This window comes from Acinetobacter sp. V115_6 (assembly GCF_031799025.1).
GTDB classification, from domain to species: Bacteria; Pseudomonadota; Gammaproteobacteria; order Pseudomonadales; family Moraxellaceae; genus Acinetobacter; species Acinetobacter pittii.
Genome location: NZ_JAVQNO010000021.1, coordinates 1,939,868 through 1,966,275 on the forward strand (window position 1 = coordinate 1,939,868; position 26,408 = coordinate 1,966,275).

Here is a 26,408-nt window from a genome sequence, read left to right on the forward strand (position 1 = left end):
TACTTAACAATGAGGTTCATTATGGAACAAAATGTCTTAAATCACAATCGCGGCTTTACTTTTGGCAAGTCAATGCTTGTTAGTTGCGTATTTTCTGTTGCCACTCTCGCTTTTTTAGCTGGTGCTTATGATCTTGTAACTAAGCCACCCGCTACAGCACCTGCTCTGACTTCAGCTAAAACGAAAAGCGTATATGGTTTACTCGCTGTAAAAATCACTTCTGAAAATACTGGTGAAGCTGTCATAAATCTAGATGGTTTTCGGGTATACACCAGCTTTGATTTCGATAAATTCGTTGATTCAAATGGTGCACAGGGTGGTGAATTCACAGGAATTGAAATCACAAATTTAGCTGTTGACCAGGTATTCGATGCTAACGGTAACAACTATAACGACTTCACAAATTCAGATGATATTCGAAACATCATTTCTGTAATCAAGGCTCATGTTCAACAAAACAAAATGGTTGGAGCGTGAACATGAATAAAAAACGCTATACAACCCCTTTCCGCGAATTTATTACTCGCGATGAACAAGGTCGTTATCACGTACGTTTAGGTCCGCAGATTTTCTCAACAAATTTAAAGCTTACCGATATTCGTATCGAGAGTGAAAACGGCAGCAACCCTGTTAGCGAAGCCCTTCTTAAAATCAGACCATGGATCATTCGCAACCTCGAACAGGAAGTTAAAGAACAGCGTAAAAAAGAGCGTGAAGCCTTGTTTTCCAAAGACTGCTTTAAACGCACACCATATAGCGCAAATCAAAAAATTGCATATAAAAATGCCCGCAATAACGGATAAGTGAGGTACTCAAGATGAATGCTGCAATTAATTCCGATGTACTAGCTAATGCTATACCTGAAAATATTCTCGATCTTCCTGGTCTTGAACGTGTGTATCACCACCTTACTTTCTTGAAAGTAATTAACGAACTAGAAGCGCCAAAAGGACACCATAGTGAATATGGTAATTATAAATATCGTTCTGCTGAAGATATTCAAGCAGCATTAAAGCCGTTGCTTCTAAAATATAAATGCACGGTTTTCACTCGTGAATTTGAAATACAAGATGGTTTCAAAGTTTATGCATACATCGTTTTTAAAGATCAAACTTATATGCGTTGTGACTTACCTGGTGTAGCAACTTTTGACTTTGTTAAAGATTTGGCTAGCAATAAGAAAATTTCAAAAACACAGCAGTTCGCTGCTTATCAAAGCTATGCAAAGAAATATGCTCTTTCTAATTTACTTTTGATTGATGATTCACAGAATGATCTTGATGCCCTTACTAATCAGAACATTCAAAATGAACAACAGTCAAAAAATAATAAGAACTACCACAACCAGCGGAACAATTGTGTTCCAACACAAGCCGACTGCGACAAAGCTCTTAAACAAATTAATGAGTTACCGCTGAGCACGCCTTTAACTCAAGCAGAGTACTTCTTTGATGGTATTCGCAATCAACTTCCTGAATTTGATGAAGTGCTTTTTGCTGCATGCGATAAAAAGTACGGCGAAATAATGCAGTACTTGCAAAGTCTTAGTCAGCAACAACAATCTGGCCAGCAGTCTAGCAATACAACGCAGCAACAAAAACAACAGGCTCAACAGCAACGTGGCAACACTGCCCAGGTTCAAAACTCACCAAACACACCTAAACCAGGCTGTATCTCCATCAAGCAACGCGATGAGCTGCAAGCGTTCATCAATGAGCGAGGTCTAGATACTAAATATGTCTGTGAATTTCTAGGTATTGATACCTTGGCAGAAATTCAAGCCGAAAAAATAGAACTGGTCAAAGTAGAAATTGACAAACTGGCGAAACAGGAAATTAAAGCATGAAAGCAATTATTTTAGATACTGAAACCCATGATCTAGATGGGTTTCCAATTGAGATTGCTCATGTACCCGTTAGCTTTCTCGAAAATGGTGAATTGGTTGTAGATAAAGAAGCATGCTTTGATGAATACTTCTCATGTCCCGAACCTATTAATTATGGTGCTATGGCCGTGCACCACATACTCGAGTCAGATATTGCTGATAAACCAAGTTATGAAACCTTTCGCTTACCTGCAGGTATTCAATACATCATTGGTCACAATATCGATTACGACATTCGAGCAATCAAGCTTGCTGATAAATCAGTAAATGTTAAATCGATTTGTACTTTAGCTTTGTCTCGCATGGTTTGGCCAGATACAGCACATAATCTTTCGGCTCTTATTTACATGCTGTCAAAGGGTTCATTGAAAGCACGTGAATCAATTCGAAATGCACATAACGCCAAACAAGACATTTTGCTTACAGCTGCCCTGCTTAAACAGATCTGTAAAGCCCTCGGCGTTAAAGATATGCAATCTCTTTACCTATTTTCTGAACAAGCACGCATTCCAACCAAAATAACTTTTGGCAAATATAAAGGTACTGACCTTAAAGACTTGCCTGCCGATTACGTCGTCTGGTTATTAAAACAAGATGACTTAGACCCTTACCTTCGCAAAGCATTATCAAAAGGATAAAACGATGAATATTTTAAATAATCAAGAAGCTTTTGCAGCTTTGCAAAAGGGCAAAAATTTATTATGCCGTTACATGGATGGTGAATTTTTAGAGCTAGATCAGTTCCCTGCAACCGTGTTTGGAAAACCTGAATATCAATTTTGCATTGATATTGAAAAGATCGAACTTGCTGGATTCACATTCACAAAACCATGCACATTAGATGAATTAATTGATGATCAAGAAATTTATGCAATCGACTTTTCTTGTTCAAATATTTATAAAAGTTCATTCAAATCTAATAATGACTATGTTTGCAAACTTGTTGCAAACGGAGTCGTTCAGCGAGATTTAAATAATGCCTCTGACCAACTTAGAGCCTTTCAAAAAGTTCTAGGCGTAGAAATGGGGATTATTATTAAGACTGTAGATTTTATCGAAACTGGTATCGATGAGAAAAAGTCCGAAGTTAAACAAAATAAAAAGCGTACAAGCAAAAAAGATACCCCGGAAGATCCGCAACTAGTAGAAGCCGAAAAAGATATTGTGCTTGATGGTATCAGCCGTAGTAAAACCGAACCTGAAATTAATTCGCTTTGCTATGACCTAGAGAAACACAGCTTCACACCAGAACAATTAAAAGCTATAGAGAATGCTAAAGATGCAAAATTAGCAGAGCTTGCATTAATTAGAGCTGAAGCTGAAAGTGAAAAACATGAATTATTCGACTCAGCTGAAGATCAAGCTCAAGCCCCTGAATTATCAGTTTTATGTGAAGCCTTTATTGATGAGATTTCTAATTCTAAGAGTAAAGAAGACTTAGATTTTATTCGTACTCGTATTAACTCTAACGGCGGATTAACTGAAGTTGAAAATGCTGAGCTATGTACGCGTTTAAATATTAAAGCAAAAACTTTTGAGAGCGCTGAACCCTCTATTGTTGTGGATGCACCTAATGAAGAAACAAATAATGATAAAAAACCTATCGAAGAGGAAGAAGGTAAATATCAAAAAAAACTTGTTGAGCTAAAAAAACGTGTAGATGAATCAAAGACAGTTACAGAAGTGAACGCTGTCACCAAGTACACAACTCAATGGTCAGCAGAACAACGTGCTCCTTTATTACAGCATATTCATAGACGCCTCGAGGAGCTTAAAAAAGATAAGCAAGCAAATGAACCTTCATTGCTTATAAAAATCCAAAATGCTTCAGACTTAGCCACTTTAGATGCATACGAAATTGACATTCATAGTCTAGATCCACTTGCACAACCAAAAATGATGCAAGCCATAACAACTCGAAAGAAAGAACTTGATCAAGCTAAAAACGAATATTTGATCGATGAGGATCTGCCATGAAATTTAGATATTCATCATCAAAAAGAACATTAATTGTTATTGGCGATTTCATGAACCACCACTTTGACAATGTGAACGCTTCAGAAATTGAGCAATGTCTTTATGACGCAAAGCTAAAGGAAGGCAGCTGGAGGAGGTAATGCGAACGGTCGTTAAACGCAAAAACCTCCTTGCATTCAAAATTTGGTTAGCCCTCTTGGGCTACCAGGTCAAAGATATGCAAGACGGTCGCGGCTTTAATTTTAGATCTAAAAAGCAGTACGGAATGGTTACTCGTGAATTAACAGGTAATGAGTTGGCTAATTCACTTGGTAAAGAATTTGAAGAACACCTGAAGGCTTAACTCGGTGTTTCTTCCTGGAGAGAACAAATGTCAAATTTATCAGAATTAAATAAACACCTTTTTGCTCAATTGGATCGTTTAAGTAATAACGAACTTAAAGGTGATGCTCTTAAAGAAGAAGTTTCTCGTGCCGGTGCTGTAAACGAAATATGTAAGTCAGTTATTGAGAACGCTAATTTACAACTTCAGGCTACTAAGCTCGTTGCTGAGTATCGAGGCATGAAAGAAGGTGCTGAAAATCTTCCTGAAGCTTTCCAAGCAACTCAACGGACAATTAGCCATGGCTAAAGGACATGCTATTAAATACACGCCTGAGCAGTTGGACTTTGTAAAGTCTAACTGCACCCTTGAGCGTAAAGAATTAACCGAGCTTTTCAATGAAAAGTTTAATACGCAACTGTCAGTTCAATGCATTAGTAGTTTATGTAAACGCAACAAATGGAGAACCGGTCGCACTGGTTGTTTTGAAAAAGGAAGTGTTCCCCCTAACAAGGGTACGAAAGGTTTAACTGGTGCAAATCGAACAAGTTTCAAGAAGGTTCAAGACGTTTGGAATAGAAAGCCTATTGGGTACGAACGAATTGACAAAAAGGATGGCTATGTTCATATCAAAATTGCAGAACCTAATGTTTTTGTCCTAAAACACAGACATGTATGGGAAAAACATAATGGCCCTGTTCCTGATAAACATGTGATTGCATTTAAGAATCAGGATAAAACTGATTGTCGAATTGAAAATCTAATCTTAATGAGCAAAGCAGAAATGGTTCGATATTCACAAAGCTTTCATAAGTTGGCTAATCCTATAACGAATGAAACTTGTTTGATTATGGCCAAGGTTAAAACCAAAGCATGTCAGTTAAAAAAAGAGGATGTACAAAATGGTTAATGAAAAAGTTGAAAGAGAATTATTTGTTGCCTTCCTCAAAACCAAGGGCATCATGAAAATAGATTGGAATTGCATGGGCGTTATTACAAATATGGTTCGAGAAGCTGGCTGTGCTCTTGGTTATAACGACGTTGAATTAATGCAAGAAACCTGGATGGCTAAAGCAAAATTAACCACATGGCAACCTATCGAAACGGCACCTAAAGATAGAAATATCTTACTTCAGAATTCTGAAGGGGTTTTTCAAGGTGAATGGGATCCGAAGGATAAAAATTTTAATCCACTCATTTTGGAATATCACGGCTGCGGCTGTTGTGGTGGAGATGACCCACAACCTGATCGGTGGATGGAATTACCACTAGTTGTTGAATCTGGAGCTGAGCTATGAAGAAACTATTACTTATAACTTTATTGTTAAGTGGTTGCTCTTCTTCTAATGATGCAATCAAAGCCCTAAAAGCAAATGGATTTACAGATATCCAAACACATGGCCACGCCTTCTTTAATTGTAGTAAAGATGACACCTTTGCCACAAAGTTTACGGCCAAAAACAAAGATGGCCAGAAAATTAGCGGTGCTGTTTGTAGCGGCTGGTTGAAAGGTTCAACCATTAGATTTGATTAAGGTGATCTAATGAACATTATTTTAACTGAAGCTGATTTAGACGTAGCGCTAGAAAATGGTGATTCGTATACAGACATCCTTAACCATGTCGCATTCTTACTTATTGAAAAGGTATTGGTCAAGACCAGAGGTAATAAAACCAAAGCAGCACAAATTCTTGGTATGACTCGAGAGACTCTAAATAAAGTAATAAAGCGCGTAAATGCTAAGCGGGAGGAAAAACAGAATGCGGCAAGCAATTAAAATAGAACCAGGTTTAATGGAAAAGCTTGTGGCTGTAGTTGAACGATTGGCTCAATCTAAAGAAGAGAGACGTGTTGGTCGTGAAGAATTTGCACACATGCTCAATATCGAACCTGAAACTTTAGACGCACGGATTCGTGAAGGCAGATACCATAAGCCATACAAGGATGGGCGAAAAAGTTTTTGGTTATTGTCATACGTGCAATCTGTCGTTACAGACACAAAAGAATCTGGTAAAGTAGCCACCTATTGAGGTGGCTTTATTTTGTACAAAGACTTAGGTACTTTTTCAATCTTGAGTACCAAATTGAGTATCAAAACCACATCAAAAATAAATCCTTTTATAAATCAGTGAGTTGAATCTAAAATGCTTCTAATGATCGATTAGAAGAAGTGAAATTCGCCTACATTCGTCCTCATTCGCAATCTAAACTCCCTCTTAATTTTTATCTAGTTCATGCATTCGTTTTAATTCGCCCGCATTCGATGACATCCGCTATTTTTGTGAGTAACATTGTGAGTAATCATATTTTTCACCTGCGTTACTCACTCAAATGCTCAATGACACTAAAATTAAGCAATTAAAACCACAAGATAAAACTTATCGTGTTGCTGATCAAGCTGGCCTTTGTCTTGAAGTTCGTACTAATGGTTCAAAGTTTTGGCGCTTCCGTTATCGGTTTCTTGGAACTGCCAAGATGATAAGTCTTGGTGAGTATCCAATTGTGACCTTGGCACAAGCGAGAAAACTAGCCCAAGAGCAAAAAACACTACTTAGCCAAAATTTAGATCCTTCTCAGCAAAGACAGGAAGAAAAAGCTCAGGCTCTATTAACTGAAATATGTCTCTTTAAAAATATTGCCAAAGAATGGTACGAAGGCAGAAAAGATAAACGTTCAGTTAGTTATCGACGGGCTGTCGAAACTGCATTTGAGAAAGATCTTTTCCCCAATCTTGGCAATAAAGATATTAAAAATATTACAGCATTTGATGTTTTGCAAATGCAAAAAAAGACTGTAGCTAGAATACGAAAACAATCTAACTTTGGTACTGGAGAAGCAACCGCAATCCTAAACAGACAAATTACTAGTCAAATACTTGATTATGCTATTGCCACATCTCGATGTAAGCAAAACCCTATCTCAGCACTTAAAAATACAATTGAGCGGCCTGCTAAAGAAGGTGCGCGCCCTATGTCTGACGAAGAAAAGAGTGTTTTCTGGAATAGGTTCACTAACTATAAAGGTGCTGCAACTACCAAAAATAGTATTTTAATTCTGATTTATTCAATGCTCAGATCTGTTGAAGTTACTCGACTTCAATGGGAGTGGATTAACTTTGAAGATGATTTAATTAGAATCCCACCAGCCACAAAGGAGCAGTTAAATTCAGGTCAACGTAATATCAAAATGAATAGGGAACATATCATCCCTATGTCAAAACAAGTGAAGGCTATTTTAATTGATCAACTATCACAGACTGGATCTGGAAAGTATGTTTTCTCTAGTGTGTTTAATCTAAATAAACTAATGAATAAATCCTCAATTAATAGTGCCCTTGCTTCAATGGGTTTTGATGATCTGACTGCACATGATTTTCGTGCTACCGCTTCAACCATTTTGCACGACCTTGGCTATCCTTCAGATCATATTGAACTACAGTTAGCACATGTAGATAAAAACAAAATTAGAGATACCTATAACCATGCTCTATATTTAGATGAACGTAGAAAAATGATGCAAGATTGGGCTGATATTGTAGATAGATGGGCTAGTTAAGAACCCTTAAATGTAAAATCACTTACTAAATAATTGAGAATTAGCAAATGAAAGATTGGGTCTACTTTTATATTGAGTACACAATAAAATATGGTGAGCCATTTTATAAAGAGATAGGATGGTCATTAGGTTTAAGGAATAATTTTATGGTAGTAAGTTTTATACATAGCTGACACCGGATTGATTATATAACTTTAGAGGGATCTATATATGTGCGCCAATTACGAACCTATCAGTAAAGATCGCGTCCACCTTTTAGATCTCTTCGAACCAACTTTCGACTATAAGGCGGATGTTTATCCCGGTTATGACTGCCCTCTTATTTTTTCCAAAGATGGGAATATTGAATGGCGTCAAGTTAAGTTCGGCATGATTCCTCCATGGAACCATGATTTGAAATTCTCTAAATACACTTATAACGCCAGAACTGAGACGGTAGATAAAAAACCTAGCTTTAGACACGCATGGGCTAAGAGTCAGTTTGCTTTAATACCAGTCGAAAAGATTTATGAACCGCGTTATGTAAATGGGAAAGCAGAACGCTGGGGGATTTTTAGAGAAGATGGTTTGCCTTTCACTGTAGCAGCTATTTACGACTCAACCGTTATTGATGGCCAACAAGTTAGATCTATGTCGATGCTGACTATTAATGCAGATAATCACCCTTTCATGAGCCAATTCCATAAACCAGAAGATGAAAAGAGATCGATTATCGTCATTCCAGAAGAGTATCGAGAAGATTGGTTGAACTGCAAGAAAGAAGATGCTGATCAATTTTTCTTTGAAATGCCCTTAGGTGAATTTACTGCTGACTATTTCCCAAAACAAAGAAAAACAGCAAATTAGTACCGTTTACTTTCCGACCAAATGCACTAATCACTGCGACAAGTTACGACTAGTGCTTATTTATCCACAACTTTTTAAATTTGAATTTATTCAGGCTCAGCTCTACCATTTATTTTGAATTTGTAACGTTTTCAAGATAACCATGAGAGAGCGAATCTTTGCACTTGTAGATGTGAATAACTGCTATGTCAGTTGTGAAAGAGTTTTTCAGCCTGAACTGAATAACCGCCCCGTTATTGTCCTCAGCAATAATGATGGCTGTGCAGTGGCTAGATCACAAGAAGCTAAAGAGCTTGGAATCAAGATGGGAGTTCCCCTCTTTCAAATCAGAGACATTGTAGAAAGACATAATGTTGTGGTGCTTTCAAGTAACTATAGTGTCTATGCTGAAATGAGCAAGCGGTTCATGGCAATCTTGCGCACGTACGTTACTGAGAGCGAGCAAGAGGTTTATTCAATCGATGAGTGCTTTTTAGATCTTACAGCTTATTTAAATAATTATGACCTAACTACCTATTGCCAAGGCATGAAAGAAAGGATATGGAAATGGATTGGCCTCCCTGTTTGTATTGGGATTGGGAGATCTAAAACTGAGGCAAAGATTGCAAACCACATAGCAAAGAAGAATAAAGCATTTGATGGTGTGTGTAATTTAGTTGCCATGGATCCATGCAATAAGGAATCGTATCTAACTTCAATTGATGTATCAGAAGTTTGGGGAGTTGGAAGGAAGCATTCTAAGAAGTTAGCAACCATGGGCATTAATACTGTTCTAGATTTAGCTATGGCCTGCCCTGAGTATATTCAGCAGCAGTTTTCAGTAGTCATGAAAAGAACTGTTTACGAGTTACAAGGCATATCCTGCATTGAGATTGAACATTCACCGCCAAGCAAAAAGCAGATCATTTCATCCAAGTCATTCGGACAGAAGGTTACAGAATTAATAGACCTACAAGAAGCCGTTTCACTCTACATGCAAAATGCTGTGGTCCGGTTAAGAAAAGATAGATTGCTTTGTGGCTGTATTATTGTTTTTGCTCAATCAAACCCATTTGATAAACACAGACCTTTCTTTAATAGGTCGCTTTCATTGCCTATGAGTGTTCCAACTGACAATGTAATGAGACTGGTCCAAGTAGCAACATTCTTAATAAGACATTTATATGCGCGGGGAATTGAATATAAAAAATGCGGGGTTATTTTGACAGGCTTGGAGCCTAAAGATACCTTTAACTACGATCTTTTAACTGATTGGGATAAGGTCAAAAAGGATGAGAATTTAATGACTACCATCGAACAAGTAGTCGAGAAGTTTGGAAAGCATAAAATTGCTGTGGGTAGTTGTAGATTGCCCAATAGAGGCTGGTCTATGACTCGGGACAAACTGACTCAGAACTATTTTAGTTGGGAAGGCTTACCCAAGATTAATAAGTAAGCCTAAAGGACTTTTACACAAATACCAACATTAACTGAGGTATTAATAGTGTGAGCTGTGCAACCTGAGAAGAGTAGGCACAGCATTGTGATGATTGATGCAACTTTAGTACGCTTACACATATAAGTTACTTCTTTAAAAAGAGTGCTCTTTCTGCTTCTCGGCGACGAACTAGACCTTTCATAACTTTACCACCTGCCTTTTTCCATGCAAGGAACTGATCTGCAGCACCTTGATAGTCACCTTTATTGAGCAACTTAAGCAATGTTGAACCCTTAAAAGCACCTGAGCCAATGTTGTAAGTCAATGATACCAAAGCATCAAACTGATTTTGATTTATGGGCACAGTTACAGATTCATTAACTGTCTTTTCAAATTTCGCTAAGTCATGCTTAAAGTAAGTCTTAGCTTGCTCAGGTGTGCAAATGTCACCTTGCTTAACCTTCACACCATTTGGATAAACTGTGGTGCCAGTGCCAATGGTCCAGACTCCAACACCATCGTCATAAGCTTTGAATCTTGTTCCCTCAAAACTTGTGATTAAATCTATACCATCATCACTTGTAGTTTTTCCACCTGGTGCAAGTTTTTCGACCACTTTATTTAGATCATCTACTTGTGCTTGCGTTAGTTTGCCACCTGCAATGACACGGGCAGCGTCGAAGAATGGTTTAGTTGTCATTGGATTCACCTTTCTTTTTCTCTAATTCAGAGCTACCAAAATAAAAGCCACATGCTGTTGTCATGGCGCCTGCAATAAAACCCAAAGCTGTATTAATTAGATTGCTATTTTCACGTGGCATATCCACAAAAAATAAAGCAATCACTAAAACAAACATCAGTCCCACTAATGCGAAAGCTAGATAAGCGCGAGTATTTTCACTATTCATTGCCCACCTCGGAATGCAAGTTTTGATTCAATGACAGCGACCTTCTGATTAATGTCCGATATACGCTGCTGTGTTACTTGGTTTGCTGAGACAATCCATGTACAAAAGGTGATAAGTGAAGCTACAGCTACCCCACTGACAATCTTAAGCAAATTGATCGCCCCTTTAGCTTGTTGAATTTCACCTTCCATTCTTTCGATTTTCTTGGCATTTTCATCACTAAGTGACTTATGTTGTTCATTGATAACTGTTAGTCGAAGCACAGTTTCCGAGAGCATCTTTACCTCTTGTTGAACAGAATCAAGCTTTCTCTCAATTCGTGTTCCATATGTTTCTGCTTCAGTCATGCCTTCCCCCTAATTTCGGCAATAAAAAAGCACTCTTTCGAGTGCCTTAAATGGTGATACCTTTTAGATTCATTCGAGTTTTCGCTTCATTGTAATAGCTTGTTAAGTCGCTATATCTATTTAGATTATCTGCAACAAAGTCGTAGCAATTGTATTTACCATCACCGATTTGTGCTTGCATTGTATTGCCAATAGTTACTGGCAATCCTGAGTCTACATATGTTGTGACGGTGCGTTGACCTGTGAAAGTTTGATCTTCTGCAACAACCATATAATCCATACGCTTATTATAGGTATCAATAAATGCAGACACGTAAATAGGTTTATTTAAAGTGGCCAAAGAAACAACACCAATTTGTGAACCATTAAATAAGACAGTTAAATTTTTATTGCCGGGACCATTTACATAGAACGTGAATCCCTGCATTGCACCAGACGGGTTATTAAATGTTCCTAATAACATTCCCAAAGCAGTAGGAAACTCAGTTACTGTAAAGACACCTGATACAAAAAAGCGTGTATCTACTGCAGGCACAAAAGATGTTGCTAAACCATTGCCAGCTGCCGAATTTTCGAAATGTAGATAATTCGGCGCAATGCTATAAACGGAATTAGACTTTGGAACCAACTGATCTGATAAATCATTTGAATAAATATTACCTTTCAGGGGCCAATAGCGATATTCATAATCTTTTGCTGTATATAACTTTGCAATATCTGCTGGATTTACTCTTACGCGAGCATTGTTTGAAACAACTGGAAGTTTAATAACAACGTTACTCATTAGATATTCTCGCTTATTGCTGTTAAAGAAAAATGTGGACAGATGTAGAACATTGGTTTTGTTTCACCTTCTACTTGGCAAGTATCTGTACATGAATCACGTAAATTACCGCTGGCACCTTTAAACAGTTGTAAGGATGAAGCTAGATAATCAATCGCATAATTCACAGTAACTGTTCCAGTCGGAGTAGTTGCAAGCTCAAGGACTACTTCATCACCGTTCTGAACATACCAATCAGTGAGCATGATTTCATTAGAGCCATCGAAAACTGCAAAGCCGCCCTGTCTTGTTGAAGCTAAATTAATGGTGTCAAAAACAAGAGGCTTATGAGGAACATTAAGTTTCACAGTAATTGTGTTCCCACTTATTGTTGCGCCCTTTGGCATAATTGCCCGCGGTTTAATCTTGTCATGTATTGCTTGTTTATACGCGCGACCATAGTATGCACCCAGCCACTTATATCCGACTTCAGATAAATGAATATTGTCAACGGCAGGTGGAAATGCATAAGTCGGGGCAATAAAATAAAACTTTTCTGAGGTTTGACACGCTTGTAATAAAGCCAAAGCAACCGCAGGCTTTTTATAAATAAATGTGCTGTGCTGATATGTAAACATTAAAACTGGGCTTGTTTGACCAGTAATTGCCTTAATGTCAGCTTCAGCATCAGCTTGAAATTGAATTAGAGCCGCATAATGAACTGGTTGTGTGCTATCTACACTTGCTTCGCCCTGCGCCCAATTTATTACATGAAGGGCCAAATCTGGGTTTAGATTTTTAGCCCCTGTGACATGGTTAATGAATTGCGTGTTATACCACTCAGAACCTTTCGAAAGTTGCTGGATCGTATAGTTACCGTGCCCTGCTGTACTTGCGAAAATCACATGATCTTGCGGTTTAATCCCATTTTCTTTGTATGCAGATAGAGAAGCATAGTTAGCTGCTCCTGAACAGATTGTCTCCCCTGAGCGAATTTCACCGTCTGGTGTGGGCTTGGCAGTATCTTCAACGAGTGGTTTTAAACCCGAGAAGTCGCCACCATTCCCACGAACACCACTCGCAAAGGTCGTATTAAAGAAGGGCTGTGATGTAGAAACCGCTACGTTTTGACCCACACCAGTTGATAAAGATTGTCCATACGCAAGAATATAGTTGACAGCTTTCACACTCATCGTAAAAGGCAAAGGTACATCTGGTTGACTTGAACTGCCTGAAGTACTTCCTGGAAACACTCCGAAAAGCTGATCTAGAATTGCGTCGTATCCTAGGATCGTATTTCCAACACTATCTATAACAAGTGGATATTTACCTACCCCTGTGAATACATGCATTGAGCTGAGGCGCTTATTATCAATTAAGCCATTCCCATAAAGCTCATCTGTGACAGTGTTTAATCCGAACAGGACATTGAAATTACTGTCCATATACAATGGGATTGTTACTGCGCCACTATAAAAATTGAAATCTCGGAACTGGAAGCGAGAGTCAATAGAATTAGCTTTAACAGTAAAATCTTTCGCTTGGTCTAGCTGGCTTAAGCCTTCATTTATCCAGTTTGTTCCATTCCATAGGTACATTTTCTTTGTATCAAATGCATATCCTACCGATGGATTGACCGTAGGAACTGTTGCAAGTAACGCTGCTTCTGTTGCATAAGCCTTCCATCCTCCAGTTTCCATCAAAATGCGAATCAGTTTTGCAAGTGTTGGATACTGCATGCCGAGCCGTGTTAATACGTCTTCAATTTCAGTGCCGCTAATAAATTTTTCTAAGCTTCGAGCATCTGCTTTCGCATCCTCAAGCTCTTGCCGAGTAATGATTTCACTAGTCATTACTTTTCTCCAAGCATAAAAAAAGCCCCAGTTAAGGGGCTTGGATTTCTGTTAATTAATTAAATAAAGTCATGGTCACGCTCATAGAATCGGGCATCGTAGTTAGATGCTTTCAGCGTGTTAGTCATTTGAGTTTGAGGAGTAAGTTCTTCAAGCATGAATGCCTGTGCTTCTGATTGATCAGCGCGAACTAGTGTGTAGAGTGTTTTAACATATCGATCGTCGCTCACGACAAGTGGTTGTACTGGTGGTCGGCTAAGCACTACATGATATTTATCAATACCTGCTGTACAGGGCACTACATCAACCATGGCATTTGATATTTGTAAGTGAATGAAGTAATCACTACCAACATCAAATGTGCATGGCTGAGAGGTTTGGATAATCAGGCCATCTACGCCTTCAACCTCACCATCTTGTGTATCAACAACTGTATTATCTGCCATCAAAATACGATCATTTCGAATCAGCAATTCAGACTCGTCTAGAACCTCAACTTCACAAGACATGTATTTGAATCGGAGCTTGTTCCACTCCCTCCATGCTCTTGTTTTGGCCTGAGCTTCATTGCGAATACCTGTTGTCGTAATCTTCAAAGGATTCTTAGGCGTGATGTCTTCAGGAATAATGTACTTAACTCGCGCATCATCCTCATCGGATGTATATTCAAGCTCTACCCCGTCATAATCTTTCTGTACACCGAATGTATAAGACCTTTTCTCAGTTAAAGGAACTTTGTTCCGGTGATTAAAAAGTAACACTGCATTTTCTTGAGGTTGTTCAAACTTGAGACGGGTTAGACTCCCGAACCGGTACGGCTCACAGAATGCAGAACTAGCGACCATCCCTGCAATTTCTTCAAAGCTTAGATTGTCATCATCGATCGTGTAATTAAACTCAGACATAAGGTCTGAACCAAAATAAGCATTAACTTTGGTAATCTCAGCATTAATTTGTGCAATGTCTACCTCAGCACTGGTTCGGCGTCCAATGTGCTCATCTAAAGCCAGATTAATAAGTGCTTGCCCTGCTGATCGCGTGACCTGTAAAGGCCCTGTTCCATCAAGTGGAAGCTTGCGATTCACTAAACAGTTCAGCTTACGTTCTTTAATGCTAAGTGCACCATCTGTGGCCACTGTGCGAGAACGCAATACAGTCACATTGCCATAATCGCTAATCGTTGAATCAGCCATGCCATACACAGACTTAATCTTGCAAGTATCTTGTGTTTTACCTGCTTGAGTTGCTGTTGTGCGGCTTAACCGGAAACGGAACGAGCCAGCCGTAGGCAAATCAATGTAAATCGTTTTACCAAACTGTGACTTGTTATTAGCTCGAATCTCTTGGTTAATGGTTGTGATAGATCCGACTGGATCACCGTTACTATCAATCGCCTGCAACTCAATAATTACTGTGATTTTTTCTTCCCATACACCACCTTTACTGTCTTGATAAAATAGACCATTAGGAAAGAAGAAGTTAAATACAGCTTGGGTAGCTTCTGGCATGTCAAAGTTAAACCACCCAACATACTTAGAACTTACCGCATCAAAACGGACTAGAACCTCTTGTCCTTGAGTGTTTTGGTTTGGAAGTGTCAGCAACTTATCCCAATCGCTGTTAATGGCTGATGGATTTACTAAAGCAATCGTATCGGCTGTAACGCTATTGATGGTGTAAGTGTCGTCAAGGGTTATTGAGTTTGAGTTTCTATTTAAAACAGCGCCAGCTGTAATAGTGTAGCTCTTATTAACATACTGCCAGTTAGCATTGATCTTTTCAGGATTTGATAAGGTAATCTCATAATGAAAACCACCTGTAATCACTGTCTTTGTTACACCAGAAACAATATATTGCCCAGATAAGTCGCGCGTATTAGTTTCAGTTACTTCATCGGGCGGAGTTCCTGTCACAGTCACAATATCAACTAACGCACCAGTCAACTGCAAACCTTTAAACAAGTTCGGATTATCAATATTAGTGGATGACTCGATGATAACCATCTTGTCTTCATTAACCATAATTGAGCCTGAAAGGTTCACATCCTGCACACCATACACAGCACCACTTAATGCAGCACGGTCATTTGCGGCAAAGTATTGTGTAAAGTCTAAACCTGCACCTTTAATAAGGTTTGGGCTTTGGAACCACACATTACTCGACTCGAGCACTGCACTATTAGGTAATTCGATAGTCTGACCATTGATAGACGCTGAGTTGCGTACGAACTTTGGAAGCTCCGTAAATGCCTCGCCTACTTGATAAATTGGAGTTCCAATAATTGAAGTAAACGGGTCATAAACTGATACTGATGTGCCAGATATGTTGGCTACATCTGTGTCACCGTCTCGCATATCCAAAATTTGGAAATACCCTCGGCCAATACACATCAAACATTCTTCAATTTCGATGCCATCTTTATAAATTGTGTAGGTTTGAGCGATTAGATCTGGATAAGAACGAATTCTTCCGAATGGGTCTGGAATGCGTGCATTAAGCCTTGCTTGGTTAGTACGCTGTGCCAATTCATTATTTGCTGAGCCTGCCTGTTGTGCTTGAGGCTTTGGCATCGTTAAAACGGTATAAAGGCTATAAACCGCAGTCGCTGCAACAATTGCATAGTATAGATATGGCAACCACCAAACCACTGCACCCTTAATTACTACATAGAACGTTCCATCAAGTGACTGCAAATGCTTAATCTGAGCATCAATGATTCTTGGATTGCATGGTGTTACATCACAAGAATCTGCAATGTGATTATGATAAATCCTTGCATCTTCAGGCCATACTGAAAACTGCTGATAGATATAAGCTAAAACATCCTCAACATATTCTTCAGAGCGGCCTTCTTCACTGTACGGATCAGGAACGATGATGACTTTTTTCAAACTCATTTATAAAACCTCGTTTCCCGAAAGTTCATGGAAATAATTTCAAGTGGAACGTACTGCACTCCACGGCCTGTTAAATGCAAAACCTTGTCGCAATAAAAAAGCCCGACATGTGCCGAGCTTCTTTTGCCATTCGTAAAAAAAACAATACAGGGGGAAATAGGCTCCTTTAGTTTCTTGAAGCTACCCTTCCCATTTAAAAATCGCTCTAGGCGTTTTTTAAGTTCTTGCCCTGTAACTTCCTTCCATGCTTCACATAGAAATTCATTGCAGGTGTAGTCTTTCGTCCAGACTCGATTATGGAGATGATCTAGGTTCATATCATGCCCCGCAACAAAGGGAATCTTTCTAGAGAATAGATTTCACCAGTCTTCACGCTGTTAAGTTCTGGTGCCTGAGCATCGAAGGTACAGTTGCCTGAATTGTCCTTTGATAAAGTGGCAATCTCTAAAGTCTGCAATGAAACCATTGGAGCCGTTAAATCATCGTCACGATAAAGTCGCCATCTAACAGAAGGTCGAAATTTCCAGTTGGTGCCTAAACGTGCTGAAACAACAGACTTAATTAGTTCATCATCTACATCAGCAATTGTTAGACTTAACTTCTGATCAAGGTCATTCGTGACTGTAGATCTTTGAATAGCCATCGGCTGATATTCATAAGCAACGTCTGGCCCTGCTGACTCATGCTTTACAGTCACACCTTCAGTATCGTTTTTTACGAACCTGAAAGGCGCTGTAAAGTCTGGATGTGAAATCTCTATACACTCTAGCGGCACTACGCCACTGCTGGAGTTTAGAAAGAACGAGGTATAGTCAGGCATCTAAAGTCCCTCCATTGCCGCAGGCAAGTCTTCATTTACCAATTCTTCCAATGGATTTACCAATGAAGCCAAATCTTGCCCACCATTTCCCGTCTCGACAATGATCTTATTAAGTTCAGAGTCTACAATTGGTTTAACTCGCAACTGAGCTGTAATTGTATAAACTGGGCCTTGCATGCTTGTGAGTTGGAAGCTATCTGGAACAAACAAACATTCGTAAGGCTTAAACTCTGGACCATTCACCCGAAGTGAGGCATTAAATCTTTGACCAGGAGTCTCAGACCACACGTTATAGAACGCATGCAGATATTGAAATCCAACATCAAAGACTTTCCATTGAACGCTAACAGTGTGGAAGCTATTTTTACTTAGCCTTCTGTTCCGCGGTGCTCCACCGTCTAGCTCTTGAGAGCCTACCCCACTTCGAAATGCAACCGAATAGCCTTCTTGTGTTGAGCAATACATTAATGTGTTCATATAGGCCTCATAAAAAAACCGACCTCATTTAGGGTCGGTTTTATGTTTGATTATTCATTACTTTCTCTAACTGTTGAGTCGCCAAATCAAAACAGCAATTGAACCAATTAATGATGCTGCGCTAGCTGTCACAAGGGATATGGCTTTACCCCACGCCATAATGATGGCTACTTTTCCTGCGTCTTTCGTGCTCATTTTCCCCTCTATACTAATATTGGGTTTGGTGTTAATATTCTCGTTAGATTGATTCATTAATAGTTAATTCTCCTTGACTGTTAATTAAAACCTCAGTGCGTCAACACTGGGGTTTTTGCTTTTTCAGGATTTTAAATCCTTCCATTTTTTAGTTCATCCGTCGGTTTTTCCGAGTTCAGAAATAGAAAAAGCCGCCCTCAGGCAGCTCTTTGTTTGTTCTCTCTTATACGTGATACTTCTAACGGTTTTACTTACATTCCGTTTACAGTTCTTCTCTTATGTGTGTACTTCTAATTAGGTACTTTACTCATCAACAGGCTTACCCTGACCAAATTCAACAAGGCTTAAAGTTGAGATATCAGACACACGGATCTGAATACTTAATGGTCTGCCCGCAGCAGGGAACAATTTTGAGTTTTGAATATATTTTGCATCTTTAAGATACAAAAAATGTTCTTTAAGTGAGTCTGGAAATTTAATTTCCTCACCATCATCTAACTTTTTAATTATTTCTTCTCTTGGCTCTTTGATATGGGAATAAAAGAATTCCTTCCAAAGTGAATTTTCTTCGAGTTCGAAAAATTCTTCTTCACTGATTGCAGTGCCAGTAATTACGCTGCCACCAACCCCGACTGTCACATAGAAATCTGGATAATCATCTTCTCTATGTGCATTTTCAGAAATTGCTTTTATCAATAAATTAGTATCATTTCTACTCATTCTTCTTTTCCATAAAGTTTAATTAAGAAGATTAGAATCTATCAAAGAATAAATTTAATAGCCACCGAAGTGGCTACTAATTATTGCCGTCTAGGTGTTGCATTGTAGTTTTGCTTGAATGCCTTGCTGATTCTACTATTAGGGTTTTGAATTCCCTGTAAGAAAACCTGTTCTGCAACTTCTCCAGCAATCTGTCTAATGCGAACATCTAAAGAACCATCGTCATTTCTAGTCACATCAGCCGTTTGACCTTCCATGACATAGACATTCACAATTGGTTCAAGGACTGTGGCACTACCATTAGTAGGATTGGAGTTAATGGCGTTGTACTGGTTCATTTCGCGTTGGGAATCTAGATAAGTTGTGAGGTCTTGGTTTTGTCTTCTCGACAGAACTCGCTCTCCTTTATCTAAAATATAAGATGCCTCTGCTGGAACATTTGTTTGTCCTCCATGGAAAATCCCTGACACTGATTGGATATTACCGACAATACTTGCAGTACTTGCTGCAACACTCGCCATAGCTGCTAAGTTATATGGGAATGGATTTGCTGCTGCTTCAGCAATACCTGTCTGAATCGCCATAATCGAACGAGCAATAGCAAATGCCTTTTCTGCTGCAAACATGATTTTATAGGCTTTAGATTGCTCACCCCCTATAGTTTTGAACATATCCGCAACTGAACCAGTAATTTGCTGACCATAAGACATTTGAAGATCAAGTTTGGCTCTTTGATATCTCTCTTCAATATCTAGCAGCTTTTTCTTACCTTCTTCCTCTGTAATGAGATTGTTTTTCATAGCCTCTTCAACAACACTAGATCGAGATTCTTTGCTCTTATCAAGTTGAAGGAAGTCATTAGTCTCACTTAGCTCGCCATTTAACCCTCTAAAGTTATCCCAGGCATTACGTCTCTTCCCCTGAACCTCGAAATCTTCTGATCTAAAAGATGCGTTAAGGAGTTGATTTCGAAGCAGTGGGTCACTTGTGGTCTTAATTATTTCTTCTCTTTCAAGTCTATATCTCTCCTGCATGTAGTCTATTTCATGCATGTAGGATTGTTTAGCTTGCAATACACGCTGTTCTCTAGCCAATTGTAGGATGCCAATTTCTTGATCGTACTCTTGCTTAAGCGCATCAAGACGAATTTGCTTTAAATCATCCGTTAACTCAGTTCCTTCCTTGATTTGCATCTGCTTAGTTTCATATGAGTATTTAAGCTTCTGCTCTTCACTCCAATGAAATTGATTGATTTCATATGTTAATTCACGCAAATACAATTCTTTATTCAATTCGGCCCGAGCAGTTGCCTTTGCAATATAGTCTTTCTCTTCATTTCCAAAGTTTGCCTTTCGGATTTCAGTCAATTCACGCTGTAAATCATTTTCAATTTGAGTCAATTTAGGAGCGTAACTATCTGCAAATTGATCACGTAATCTAGCTTGTTCTTCAAACAATCTTTTAGCTTCATTCGCCTCTTTTGTGGCCTCTCGATTTGCTTTGCTTGACTCCGAATTAGACTTACGTGCAGCTGCTGCACTATTGCGTCTAGCTTGGGCAACCGCCTCCTCACTTGCTTGTAGTTTTCGGTTGGCGGCAAGATTCTGATCAATAATTTTTGCATCTTGCGCAGATATCTTATTGCCATTCTGAACATATGCCTCAGCAAAGGCTTTTGCTCTTTCAGGATCAAAACCATAATTTCCAATAAGTTTGTTTGTAAGCTCTGTCTTAAAAGTACTTTGCTGTAATTTCTTTAGATAGTCACTTAGTGCATTAGTTGCATTATTTGCAGCACCTGCAACACCATCAAAACTGTTCGCATGGATATTATTCTGATTAGCTGCGTTTTGTGCTGCATTACCTTGAAGCTTCGCTTCTATACCTACAGCTTTTAAGCCATCTACTAACTTTACGCCTGCAAAATATGCCTGATCATACCCTTCAACTTGTTTTTTAAGTGCGTTATAGAGGTCTGGCGGAATACTCATGCCATTGAGTCTTCTCAGTGCTTCTGTGTAGCTAATTGTTCCTAGGCGAGCTTCATTGGATATTTTTGTTACCTCTACATTTCCTTGTGCAAAGTTTTGAATATCAATTAAAGCCGCACCTGCTGCTAATTCTGCATCGCGTAAAGCCTTGTTCTGGGCTTCTAACGCAGCTGTCATATCATTTATAGCTGACTGTTTTTCCACACCATGAAGTTTACGTAACTCTTCTGCTGCTTGATTTGCCACCTCTGCTTGCTCTTTAAGTTTTTGGTTAGCCTTTTCTGTTCGATCTTGCATATACATGTAGCCAGCAGCTAATGCTGTAACACCGATAGTTAGAACGCCTGCCCAACCACCGACCAGACCGAATATTTTAGAACCTACGCTTGTTGTTGTGTTTAACGCATTTTGTGCCGCAGTTTGGGCTATTACCGCTTGAGTTACTGCATCTGAAGCAATTTTGTATCGTGCGTTTGCAGCAGTTGCACCAAATTTGGCTTGCGTCTCAGCATTAGTTGCCTGAACATTTGCAAGGTGCGCTTTAGCTTCATTTACTTTTAAAGTAGTGAGGATGAGTGCATCTTGTTTTTGTGCTTGATCAGCAACCTTTTGAGCAGCAGAAGCAACAAGATCCGATTGAACCGCAACTGTTTTCGAGATTATCGCTTTGGTGATTGCTCCAATTCCTAATACAACTGCACCATCTGCCAATAATTCAAAGTTGTTAGCAAGACCTTCTATTGAGCCTGAAAGTACTTGCGCAGCACCTGAGCTTCGACCAGCCTCTCCAATGAACTGAGTTAAACTATTGCTTAATAAGCCCAATGATTGACCAATTGTTGAATCAGTTTTGCCAAATTGTTTGTCAGCTTCATCTGACATTTTTAATAATGCTTTGGTGACCTTCTCAGAGGTTAATTCTCCATTTTCTGCCATAGATTTAAGTTGACCAATAGGAACATTCATCCCTTTTGCTATCAACTGCATTAATCCATAGCCATTTTCCATTACTGAGTTGAATTCATCCCCTCGCAATGCACCACTACCAAGAGCTTGACCTAATTGCATAATGGCAGCATCAGCTTGGGTTGCTGTTGCTCCTGATAGTGCAATACCTTTAGAGATAGTTTCTGTTAATCGACCAATATCCTCTTGGGCTAGCCCAACATCTTTGGCATTCATTGCTAGTTTTTGATAGACAGTAGCAGTCGATTCCCATGATGAACGCGAACGTTGTGCAATCTCAAAGGTATTATCCATTGCTGTGTTTAGTTGGTTTTGTCCATCTGTCACAAGCTTCAGTTGGTTCTGGATGCCAGTGTAAGTATCCATCTTTGAAACTGCTGCCCCGACTGTAACCAAACCAGCCATGTACCCTGCTAGCTGCCGAGTAGCTACTGATAATCCATCCATTGATTTGGTGGCAAAGTCACCTTTACGCTCAATGCTATCTAATTCATTGCCTAGATTACGCGCGTTACGCTCTGCATTTTTAGCATCAATTACAATGACGAGACGTGATTCTTGTGCCATCTTACTTTCCTCTAGGCAATAAAAAACCCCGCAAGTGCGGGGCTTTTCTTCTGGTTAGATATTTAAAGGTTAGAAGTATCTTGTTCTATCTTAGTGTTTGGGACATACCTAATAGATGTTCTAACAATAGAATTTGGAATATATGTATGTGAAAGCTCAATTGTAGTTTCTTTAGTTTTCCAAGTTATCTTATTCAGTGATTTGAAAACCGGCTCACCATATTTTTGTGTTAACAGTCTATGTAACTCATTAAATTGTGATGCAGCAATTGCTCTATTATTCTGTTCATTACTAACCACATTCGTCTGAATTAGACGATCATTTTCATCAAATAAGAAATTTGCTGTATAAGTTCCTGATGCAATAATTAAGTCATTAATCCTGACTTTTCCAAAAGATTTAAAATATTGCTCTGGCTTAATCTCTACCGCTTTACCTTTCTCAGCCTCAAGCACTTGTGCTGGAGTCATCTCCCAATCAGTATTGCCATATGCAGTCCCTTTAGCAAAACTTACTATAGGGAAGATAATCATTGTTATCAGTAAAATAATCTTTTTCATAAAAATACCCTCATATTTGAGGGTAATTTAACAAACTGTACAAAATATGTCACATAAATAAGAAACTTGCATAAGCCAAGTTTTATTTTAAATTTAAATCTTATTTTTTTTCAAAACTTCTTCAACTATTGATTTAAGCTTATTTTCAACAATTTCACCCATTACCTCTTCAAGGGTACTTTCTAAAATCTTTTTTAATTCATTTTTGAATAATATATTTTCACTAGTTAATCTTTCATTTTTATTTAAGAGATCAGTGTACATTTGATGAAGTTGATCGATCTCTAATGTATTAACATTATCAATGAAAAAGCTTTTATCGAGTCTAGCAACGATATCAGCATTCATTGAGCGGTTATGCTTTTTAGCTGATTCAACAATCTTGTCTTTAAGATCTTGCGTCATACGCATCTTATATTCAACATCTGCCAGATTACGCCCCATAACTATCACTCTAATATAATTTCAGTCATTAAATTAATAATAATATCCCTAGTAGGGATTGACAATAAATTTTTATAAGAATAAATTAAAAACATCCCTAGTAGGGATATAAAAACGCCCCGATGATCTTGGCGGATGACGGGGCGAGTTATCAACCACTTTGAGGTAATTGATATGTCTAGTTTATCACTAAGCTTTAATGATGTGAACTTTTCGCCTGTTCAGCACAACAACCAAATTTGGTTAACTGCAAGTGAACTTGCAAAGGCTCTTGGTTACGCCAAATCTGATGCAGTGACTCAAATCTATGAACGTAATAAAGATGAGTTCAATAGCGATATGACCTTGACCCTCAAATTGAGTGTCAAGGGATTTGGTAATGGAAACTCACTTAAAGAAACTCGTATCTTTAATCCGCGGGGGTGCCATTTAATTACCTTCTTTGCACGTACTTCTGTTGCAAAGCAGTTTCGCAAATGGGTGCTTGATGTTCTTGATAAAGAAATTGGCGTACCAGTTGCCAAAACCCACAAATCAGAACGTGAACCTCTAACCAATGCTGTAAATCTTCTTGTAGCTAAAACTAAGCATTTGAATTACAGCGATGCTTATAAATTAGTTCATCAGCGTTTCAATGTTCAGCATATTGATGAAATTCCATACGATGTAATACCTGTGGCTGTGGAGTATGTTCACCACTTAATTGCTATGTACAGCAAGGCAGAGAAATACAAGGATACTGAACCTCATATTCACACAGTATTGCGCGATAAGAATGTTCAGTTCTTGATGTGGTACGTTCCAATACTTGCTAAGTTCATCAAAAATGAGATTTCCCCTGCATTAATAGCTATCCAAAGTAGTTATGCGGGACGCTTATATTCCTTAGCCCAAGAAACAGTTTGTCATGTGAACGTTTTAAATCGTAAAGCTCTTGGATATGGTATTAATCGTTTAGAGCATGTCGATTATCAGCCTGTTCATACAATCGAATGGTATCTTTCTTAATAATTGAGTGTTAGAGGCATTGTGATTTTAACAATGCCTCTATTTAACAATTGGTTATTTGAGAAGCAATAAAAACCGCCCTGAGGCGGTCACTTAATATCATCTGTTTTTAATGGATTGGCTTTCCATCTGGCAGATAATAATTCTAAATCCATAAACAAGGTATCTTTTTTTGCTACTTGTCTAATTTGATTCACAGTTGGATATAGCTTGTCCCATAACTTTACAATGTTGGCACAATGAACCCTTTTAAAAAGCCCCTCATCCAGCAATCCGGTGTTAAGAGCACTTGCATAGAACTCATTTCTGTTCAGAACCAACATGAGATTCTTTTTTAATCTTTTATCCCCAGCCTGTAAGTCGGAATCATGGGACCTACATATTTCAGCTAATGCATCCTTAGATACATCTTTATTTCTCGACTTATACTCGACAGTATTATCAATGAAATCGTATATATCTGTTTTGGCTTCAAATAAATTCGTGTCTCGATAGTCGTCAATAATAATATCTAAAGTTGCTCTTTCCTTGGCTGTCTTTTTGGAAGCATTAATTGTCATGAAAGCAATTACAGCAGAAATCGCAATAACTATTGTTTGAATAAACACAAAGACATCTGATCTTTGCCAACCATTGAAATTTGCAAAATCAATGAAAATAGGAACTTTCGGAATTAGAATTATAAAAAAAGCAGAGACTGCAATTAAAACAGCAACTCTGCTTTCGGTTAATTTAAACATTACTACAAATCCCAGCCCTCAGATAAAACCATAGCTGAGAATTTTTCAACAGAGTGGTTTAATCTTTTCATAACTTTTCCTATTTACTTATGTGACAAATAAAGCGACATCCTTAGAAGCCGCTTTCGATAGTCAGTCTGTTACGGTCCGTTATAGTCCGTGATAGTCTGTTATGGTCATCATATTTACTAATGACAAAAGTGTCAATACAGAATCATCTAGTCAATGTCAACCACTTGACCGTATTATGTTACATCGATCGCGCTATATCACGTCGCAAAGTCTAAGTTATGCACCGAAAGTCAGCATTTAAGTCTTCGTCGCTCGTTGCGTCGCCTTCTTATGAGCTTTATCCAAGAACATATCGTCAAGTGTAAATATACAGTCATTAAAGATGTATCGCTCAACTGGTAAGTCGTATTGCTCTACATAAGCATTAATTGCCGATATATCTAACGCCAGTGGAACACCTTGTTCATAGCGTCTAGATCTTGCAATTGTGTTGTATGCGGACAAGACGGCATTTGCTACATACGAATAGTCAGGCTTAGTTAAAACCTTAGTGTTGTTGAGATTTAAAGCTTTTGCGACTGCGCTTTGCTTTTTGCTGTAGTCGTTCGCTTCTTCTTCTGAGCCGAACTTTGCCCACTCGTAGAGGCTGACGACTTTCCCACAACATCATCTCGATATTGATTAGCTTCTGATTGGATCTTTTCAGATTCAGTACGGATAAATGACCAGATAGAAACACCTAAATCGCCCATGTTTAGTAACTTAAATGCATTCTCACCATTGAATGTAGGTTCAGTTTTTACCAGTTCACCTTCAGGACCTTCTTCAACAAAAACCACACCTTTCCAGTCTTCAATTAGATGTGAAGCTACCGCTTCCAACACCAATTCATGAAAGAGCTTATCTTCTGCTGTAGCCTTTGCGACATCAAAACCTTTAGCAGAAATTTGATTGTTTGCTCGTTCGAGTGCTACTTGGTAAGGCTTATATCCAATGCCTCGGATCTTGAACTCAGCAAGCACATTACCTTCTTTATCTTTATATTCGCGCCACAAACTGACGTCTTTATTTCTTTGAATATTGACTTCAAGAGCCATGTTATATCTCCAAAAAAGAAGGCAGCAATTAAGCTGCCAAA

The 26,408-nt window shown here is 38.6% G+C and carries 33 protein-coding genes; 16 read left to right on the top strand and 17 right to left on the bottom strand.

Annotated elements, in window-relative coordinates; all coding sequences use genetic code 11:
• Window positions 1-21 precede the first annotated feature (21 nt).
• From RMA94_RS17690 to RMA94_RS17760, 15 genes are all read left to right on the top strand, one after another.
• Entirely contained in the window at window positions 22-477 is a 456-nt protein-coding gene (locus tag RMA94_RS17690; RefSeq protein ID WP_311083873.1) for a hypothetical protein, read from the top strand.
• A 2-nt stretch (window positions 478-479) separates the two neighbouring features.
• Window positions 480-803 carry a hypothetical protein gene (locus RMA94_RS17695; RefSeq protein WP_311083874.1) on the top strand — a complete coding sequence of 108 codons (324 nt, stop codon included), beginning with the start codon at window positions 480-482 and terminating at the stop codon, window positions 801-803.
• Window positions 804-817: 14 nt separating this feature from the next.
• The gene (locus tag RMA94_RS17700; RefSeq protein ID WP_311083875.1) at window positions 818-1,846 is read left to right on the top strand and encodes an ERF family protein; all 1,029 of its coding nucleotides are present in this window, start codon (window positions 818-820) and stop codon (window positions 1,844-1,846) included.
• Entirely contained in the window at window positions 1,843-2,523 is a 681-nt protein-coding gene (locus RMA94_RS17705; protein ID WP_311083876.1) for a putative quorum-sensing-regulated virulence factor, read from the top strand. The genes RMA94_RS17700 and RMA94_RS17705 overlap by 4 nt, the downstream gene beginning before the upstream one ends.
• Window positions 2,524-2,527: 4 nt before the next feature.
• Window positions 2,528-3,862, top strand: coding sequence for a hypothetical protein (locus RMA94_RS17710; RefSeq protein ID WP_311083877.1), 1,335 nt, complete (start codon window positions 2,528-2,530; stop codon window positions 3,860-3,862).
• Window positions 3,863-4,001: 139 nt separating this feature from the next.
• Complete coding sequence (locus tag RMA94_RS17715; RefSeq protein ID WP_311083878.1) at window positions 4,002-4,205, top strand: hypothetical protein; 204 nt, start codon at window positions 4,002-4,004, stop codon at window positions 4,203-4,205.
• Between the two features lie 27 nt (window positions 4,206-4,232).
• Window positions 4,233-4,493 (top strand): hypothetical protein, encoded by a 261-nt coding sequence (locus RMA94_RS17720; protein ID WP_151302371.1) that lies wholly within the window; start codon window positions 4,233-4,235, stop codon window positions 4,491-4,493.
• Window positions 4,486-5,094 carry an HNH endonuclease signature motif containing protein gene (locus RMA94_RS17725; RefSeq protein ID WP_311083879.1) on the top strand — a complete coding sequence of 203 codons (609 nt, stop codon included), beginning with the start codon at window positions 4,486-4,488 and terminating at the stop codon, window positions 5,092-5,094. Before RMA94_RS17720 ends, RMA94_RS17725 begins: the two co-directional genes overlap by 8 nt.
• Window positions 5,087-5,482: a hypothetical protein gene (locus RMA94_RS17730; RefSeq protein ID WP_151302369.1), complete on the top strand. Its 396-nt coding sequence runs from the start codon at window positions 5,087-5,089 to the stop codon at window positions 5,480-5,482. Before RMA94_RS17725 ends, RMA94_RS17730 begins: the two co-directional genes overlap by 8 nt.
• Entirely contained in the window at window positions 5,479-5,718 is a 240-nt protein-coding gene (locus RMA94_RS17735) for a hypothetical protein (RefSeq protein ID WP_151302368.1), read from the top strand. The genes RMA94_RS17730 and RMA94_RS17735 overlap by 4 nt, the downstream gene beginning before the upstream one ends.
• A gap of 9 nt (window positions 5,719-5,727) precedes the next feature.
• On the top strand, window positions 5,728-5,961 hold the full coding sequence (locus RMA94_RS17740; protein WP_311083880.1) for a helix-turn-helix domain-containing protein: 234 nt from the start codon (window positions 5,728-5,730) through the stop codon (window positions 5,959-5,961).
• Complete coding sequence (locus RMA94_RS17745; protein WP_311083881.1) at window positions 5,945-6,214, top strand: hypothetical protein; 270 nt, start codon at window positions 5,945-5,947, stop codon at window positions 6,212-6,214. Before RMA94_RS17740 ends, RMA94_RS17745 begins: the two co-directional genes overlap by 17 nt.
• Before the next feature lie 301 nt (window positions 6,215-6,515).
• Complete coding sequence (locus RMA94_RS17750) at window positions 6,516-7,739, top strand: integrase arm-type DNA-binding domain-containing protein (RefSeq protein ID WP_049083145.1); 1,224 nt, start codon at window positions 6,516-6,518, stop codon at window positions 7,737-7,739.
• Window positions 7,740-7,949: 210 nt separating this feature from the next.
• Window positions 7,950-8,585: an SOS response-associated peptidase family protein gene (locus tag RMA94_RS17755; RefSeq protein ID WP_049083146.1), complete on the top strand. Its 636-nt coding sequence runs from the start codon at window positions 7,950-7,952 to the stop codon at window positions 8,583-8,585.
• Between the two features lie 142 nt (window positions 8,586-8,727).
• On the top strand, window positions 8,728-10,020 hold the full coding sequence (locus RMA94_RS17760; RefSeq protein ID WP_311083882.1) for a DUF4113 domain-containing protein: 1,293 nt from the start codon (window positions 8,728-8,730) through the stop codon (window positions 10,018-10,020).
• Window positions 10,021-10,147: 127 nt separating this feature from the next.
• On the opposite strand, the gene RMA94_RS17765 is transcribed toward RMA94_RS17760, so the two are convergent.
• From RMA94_RS17765 to RMA94_RS17830, 14 genes are all read right to left on the bottom strand, one after another.
• Window positions 10,148-10,702, bottom strand: a complete 555-nt coding sequence (locus RMA94_RS17765; RefSeq protein ID WP_311083883.1) for a glycoside hydrolase family protein — start codon at window positions 10,700-10,702, stop codon at window positions 10,148-10,150.
• Window positions 10,692-10,910 carry a hypothetical protein gene (locus RMA94_RS17770; protein WP_001083663.1) on the bottom strand — a complete coding sequence of 73 codons (219 nt, stop codon included), beginning with the start codon at window positions 10,908-10,910 and terminating at the stop codon, window positions 10,692-10,694. The genes RMA94_RS17765 and RMA94_RS17770 overlap by 11 nt, the downstream gene beginning before the upstream one ends.
• Complete coding sequence (locus RMA94_RS17775; protein ID WP_064480013.1) at window positions 10,907-11,257, bottom strand: hypothetical protein; 351 nt, start codon at window positions 11,255-11,257, stop codon at window positions 10,907-10,909. The genes RMA94_RS17770 and RMA94_RS17775 overlap by 4 nt, the downstream gene beginning before the upstream one ends.
• A 46-nt stretch (window positions 11,258-11,303) precedes the next feature.
• The gene (locus RMA94_RS17780) at window positions 11,304-12,041 is read right to left on the bottom strand and encodes a hypothetical protein (RefSeq protein WP_311083884.1); all 738 of its coding nucleotides are present in this window, start codon (window positions 12,039-12,041) and stop codon (window positions 11,304-11,306) included.
• Entirely contained in the window at window positions 12,041-13,873 is a 1,833-nt protein-coding gene (locus tag RMA94_RS17785; protein WP_311083885.1) for a hypothetical protein, read from the bottom strand. Before RMA94_RS17785 ends, RMA94_RS17780 begins: the two co-directional genes overlap by 1 nt.
• A gap of 59 nt (window positions 13,874-13,932) precedes the next feature.
• Window positions 13,933-16,770: a host specificity factor TipJ family phage tail protein gene (locus RMA94_RS17790; RefSeq protein WP_311083886.1), complete on the bottom strand. Its 2,838-nt coding sequence runs from the start codon at window positions 16,768-16,770 to the stop codon at window positions 13,933-13,935.
• Window positions 16,767-17,087 carry a hypothetical protein gene (locus RMA94_RS17795; protein ID WP_311083887.1) on the bottom strand — a complete coding sequence of 107 codons (321 nt, stop codon included), beginning with the start codon at window positions 17,085-17,087 and terminating at the stop codon, window positions 16,767-16,769. Before RMA94_RS17795 ends, RMA94_RS17790 begins: the two co-directional genes overlap by 4 nt.
• A complete protein-coding gene (locus tag RMA94_RS17800) occupies window positions 17,084-17,590 on the bottom strand; it encodes a DUF1833 family protein (protein ID WP_311083888.1) in 507 nt (168 codons plus the stop codon). The genes RMA94_RS17795 and RMA94_RS17800 overlap by 4 nt, the downstream gene beginning before the upstream one ends.
• On the bottom strand, window positions 17,591-18,067 hold the full coding sequence (locus RMA94_RS17805; protein ID WP_311083889.1) for a hypothetical protein: 477 nt from the start codon (window positions 18,065-18,067) through the stop codon (window positions 17,591-17,593).
• A gap of 66 nt (window positions 18,068-18,133) precedes the next feature.
• On the bottom strand, window positions 18,134-18,262 hold the full coding sequence (locus tag RMA94_RS17810) for a hypothetical protein (RefSeq protein WP_275066585.1): 129 nt from the start codon (window positions 18,260-18,262) through the stop codon (window positions 18,134-18,136).
• Between the two features lie 303 nt (window positions 18,263-18,565).
• Complete coding sequence (locus RMA94_RS17815) at window positions 18,566-18,982, bottom strand: hypothetical protein (RefSeq protein WP_311083890.1); 417 nt, start codon at window positions 18,980-18,982, stop codon at window positions 18,566-18,568.
• An 80-nt stretch (window positions 18,983-19,062) separates the two neighbouring features.
• Complete coding sequence (locus tag RMA94_RS17820) at window positions 19,063-22,506, bottom strand: tape measure protein (protein ID WP_311083891.1); 3,444 nt, start codon at window positions 22,504-22,506, stop codon at window positions 19,063-19,065.
• A gap of 62 nt (window positions 22,507-22,568) precedes the next feature.
• On the bottom strand, window positions 22,569-23,066 hold the full coding sequence (locus RMA94_RS17825) for a hypothetical protein (protein ID WP_311083892.1): 498 nt from the start codon (window positions 23,064-23,066) through the stop codon (window positions 22,569-22,571).
• A 93-nt stretch (window positions 23,067-23,159) separates the two neighbouring features.
• Window positions 23,160-23,510: an Arc family DNA-binding protein gene (locus RMA94_RS17830; protein WP_311083893.1), complete on the bottom strand. Its 351-nt coding sequence runs from the start codon at window positions 23,508-23,510 to the stop codon at window positions 23,160-23,162.
• A 174-nt stretch (window positions 23,511-23,684) separates the two neighbouring features.
• Between RMA94_RS17830 and RMA94_RS17835 the strand changes: the two genes are divergently transcribed.
• Window positions 23,685-24,518 (top strand): BRO family protein, encoded by an 834-nt coding sequence (locus RMA94_RS17835; RefSeq protein ID WP_311083894.1) that lies wholly within the window; start codon window positions 23,685-23,687, stop codon window positions 24,516-24,518.
• Between the two features lie 89 nt (window positions 24,519-24,607).
• Here the strand turns inward: RMA94_RS17835 and RMA94_RS17840 are convergent, their stop codons facing one another.
• From RMA94_RS17840 to RMA94_RS17850, 3 genes are all read right to left on the bottom strand, one after another.
• On the bottom strand, window positions 24,608-25,258 hold the full coding sequence (locus RMA94_RS17840) for a DUF4760 domain-containing protein (RefSeq protein ID WP_311083895.1): 651 nt from the start codon (window positions 25,256-25,258) through the stop codon (window positions 24,608-24,610).
• Between the two features lie 309 nt (window positions 25,259-25,567).
• Complete coding sequence (locus tag RMA94_RS17845; protein ID WP_311083896.1) at window positions 25,568-25,774, bottom strand: hypothetical protein; 207 nt, start codon at window positions 25,772-25,774, stop codon at window positions 25,568-25,570.
• Between the two features lie 59 nt (window positions 25,775-25,833).
• The gene (locus RMA94_RS17850) at window positions 25,834-26,367 is read right to left on the bottom strand and encodes a hypothetical protein (protein ID WP_311083897.1); all 534 of its coding nucleotides are present in this window, start codon (window positions 26,365-26,367) and stop codon (window positions 25,834-25,836) included.
• Between the last annotated feature and the right edge of the window lie 41 nt (window positions 26,368-26,408).

Bases quoted from the DNA above. Each gene is read 5' to 3' on its own strand.
- RMA94_RS17690 (WP_311083873.1), top strand. From the start codon at position 22: ATGGAACAAAATGTCTTAAATCACAATCGCGGCTTTACTTTTGGCAAG.
- RMA94_RS17695 (WP_311083874.1), top strand. From the start codon at position 480: ATGAATAAAAAACGCTATACAACCCCTTTCCGCGAATTTATTACTCGC.
- RMA94_RS17700 (WP_311083875.1), top strand. From the start codon at position 818: ATGAATGCTGCAATTAATTCCGATGTACTAGCTAATGCTATACCTGAA.
- RMA94_RS17705 (WP_311083876.1), top strand. From the start codon at position 1,843: ATGAAAGCAATTATTTTAGATACTGAAACCCATGATCTAGATGGGTTT.
- RMA94_RS17710 (WP_311083877.1), top strand. From the start codon at position 2,528: ATGAATATTTTAAATAATCAAGAAGCTTTTGCAGCTTTGCAAAAGGGC.
- RMA94_RS17715 (WP_311083878.1), top strand. From the start codon at position 4,002: ATGCGAACGGTCGTTAAACGCAAAAACCTCCTTGCATTCAAAATTTGG.
- RMA94_RS17720 (WP_151302371.1), top strand. From the start codon at position 4,233: ATGTCAAATTTATCAGAATTAAATAAACACCTTTTTGCTCAATTGGAT.
- RMA94_RS17725 (WP_311083879.1), top strand. From the start codon at position 4,486: ATGGCTAAAGGACATGCTATTAAATACACGCCTGAGCAGTTGGACTTT.
- RMA94_RS17730 (WP_151302369.1), top strand. From the start codon at position 5,087: ATGGTTAATGAAAAAGTTGAAAGAGAATTATTTGTTGCCTTCCTCAAA.
- RMA94_RS17735 (WP_151302368.1), top strand. From the start codon at position 5,479: ATGAAGAAACTATTACTTATAACTTTATTGTTAAGTGGTTGCTCTTCT.
- RMA94_RS17740 (WP_311083880.1), top strand. From the start codon at position 5,728: ATGAACATTATTTTAACTGAAGCTGATTTAGACGTAGCGCTAGAAAAT.
- RMA94_RS17745 (WP_311083881.1), top strand. From the start codon at position 5,945: ATGCGGCAAGCAATTAAAATAGAACCAGGTTTAATGGAAAAGCTTGTG.
- RMA94_RS17750 (WP_049083145.1), top strand. From the start codon at position 6,516: ATGCTCAATGACACTAAAATTAAGCAATTAAAACCACAAGATAAAACT.
- RMA94_RS17755 (WP_049083146.1), top strand. From the start codon at position 7,950: ATGTGCGCCAATTACGAACCTATCAGTAAAGATCGCGTCCACCTTTTA.
- RMA94_RS17760 (WP_311083882.1), top strand. From the start codon at position 8,728: ATGAGAGAGCGAATCTTTGCACTTGTAGATGTGAATAACTGCTATGTC.
- RMA94_RS17765 (WP_311083883.1), bottom strand. From the start codon at position 10,702: ATGACAACTAAACCATTCTTCGACGCTGCCCGTGTCATTGCAGGTGGC.
- RMA94_RS17770 (WP_001083663.1), bottom strand. From the start codon at position 10,910: ATGAATAGTGAAAATACTCGCGCTTATCTAGCTTTCGCATTAGTGGGA.
- RMA94_RS17775 (WP_064480013.1), bottom strand. From the start codon at position 11,257: ATGACTGAAGCAGAAACATATGGAACACGAATTGAGAGAAAGCTTGAT.
- RMA94_RS17780 (WP_311083884.1), bottom strand. From the start codon at position 12,041: ATGAGTAACGTTGTTATTAAACTTCCAGTTGTTTCAAACAATGCTCGC.
- RMA94_RS17785 (WP_311083885.1), bottom strand. From the start codon at position 13,873: ATGACTAGTGAAATCATTACTCGGCAAGAGCTTGAGGATGCGAAAGCA.
- RMA94_RS17790 (WP_311083886.1), bottom strand. From the start codon at position 16,770: ATGAGTTTGAAAAAAGTCATCATCGTTCCTGATCCGTACAGTGAAGAA.
- RMA94_RS17795 (WP_311083887.1), bottom strand. From the start codon at position 17,087: ATGAACCTAGATCATCTCCATAATCGAGTCTGGACGAAAGACTACACC.
- RMA94_RS17800 (WP_311083888.1), bottom strand. From the start codon at position 17,590: ATGCCTGACTATACCTCGTTCTTTCTAAACTCCAGCAGTGGCGTAGTG.
- RMA94_RS17805 (WP_311083889.1), bottom strand. From the start codon at position 18,067: ATGAACACATTAATGTATTGCTCAACACAAGAAGGCTATTCGGTTGCA.
- RMA94_RS17810 (WP_275066585.1), bottom strand. From the start codon at position 18,262: ATGAGCACGAAAGACGCAGGAAAAGTAGCCATCATTATGGCGTGGGGT.
- RMA94_RS17815 (WP_311083890.1), bottom strand. From the start codon at position 18,982: ATGAGTAGAAATGATACTAATTTATTGATAAAAGCAATTTCTGAAAAT.
- RMA94_RS17820 (WP_311083891.1), bottom strand. From the start codon at position 22,506: ATGGCACAAGAATCACGTCTCGTCATTGTAATTGATGCTAAAAATGCA.
- RMA94_RS17825 (WP_311083892.1), bottom strand. From the start codon at position 23,066: ATGAAAAAGATTATTTTACTGATAACAATGATTATCTTCCCTATAGTA.
- RMA94_RS17830 (WP_311083893.1), bottom strand. From the start codon at position 23,510: ATGGGGCGTAATCTGGCAGATGTTGAATATAAGATGCGTATGACGCAA.
- RMA94_RS17835 (WP_311083894.1), top strand. From the start codon at position 23,685: ATGTCTAGTTTATCACTAAGCTTTAATGATGTGAACTTTTCGCCTGTT.
- RMA94_RS17840 (WP_311083895.1), bottom strand. From the start codon at position 25,258: ATGTTTAAATTAACCGAAAGCAGAGTTGCTGTTTTAATTGCAGTCTCT.
- RMA94_RS17850 (WP_311083897.1), bottom strand. From the start codon at position 26,367: ATGGCTCTTGAAGTCAATATTCAAAGAAATAAAGACGTCAGTTTGTGG.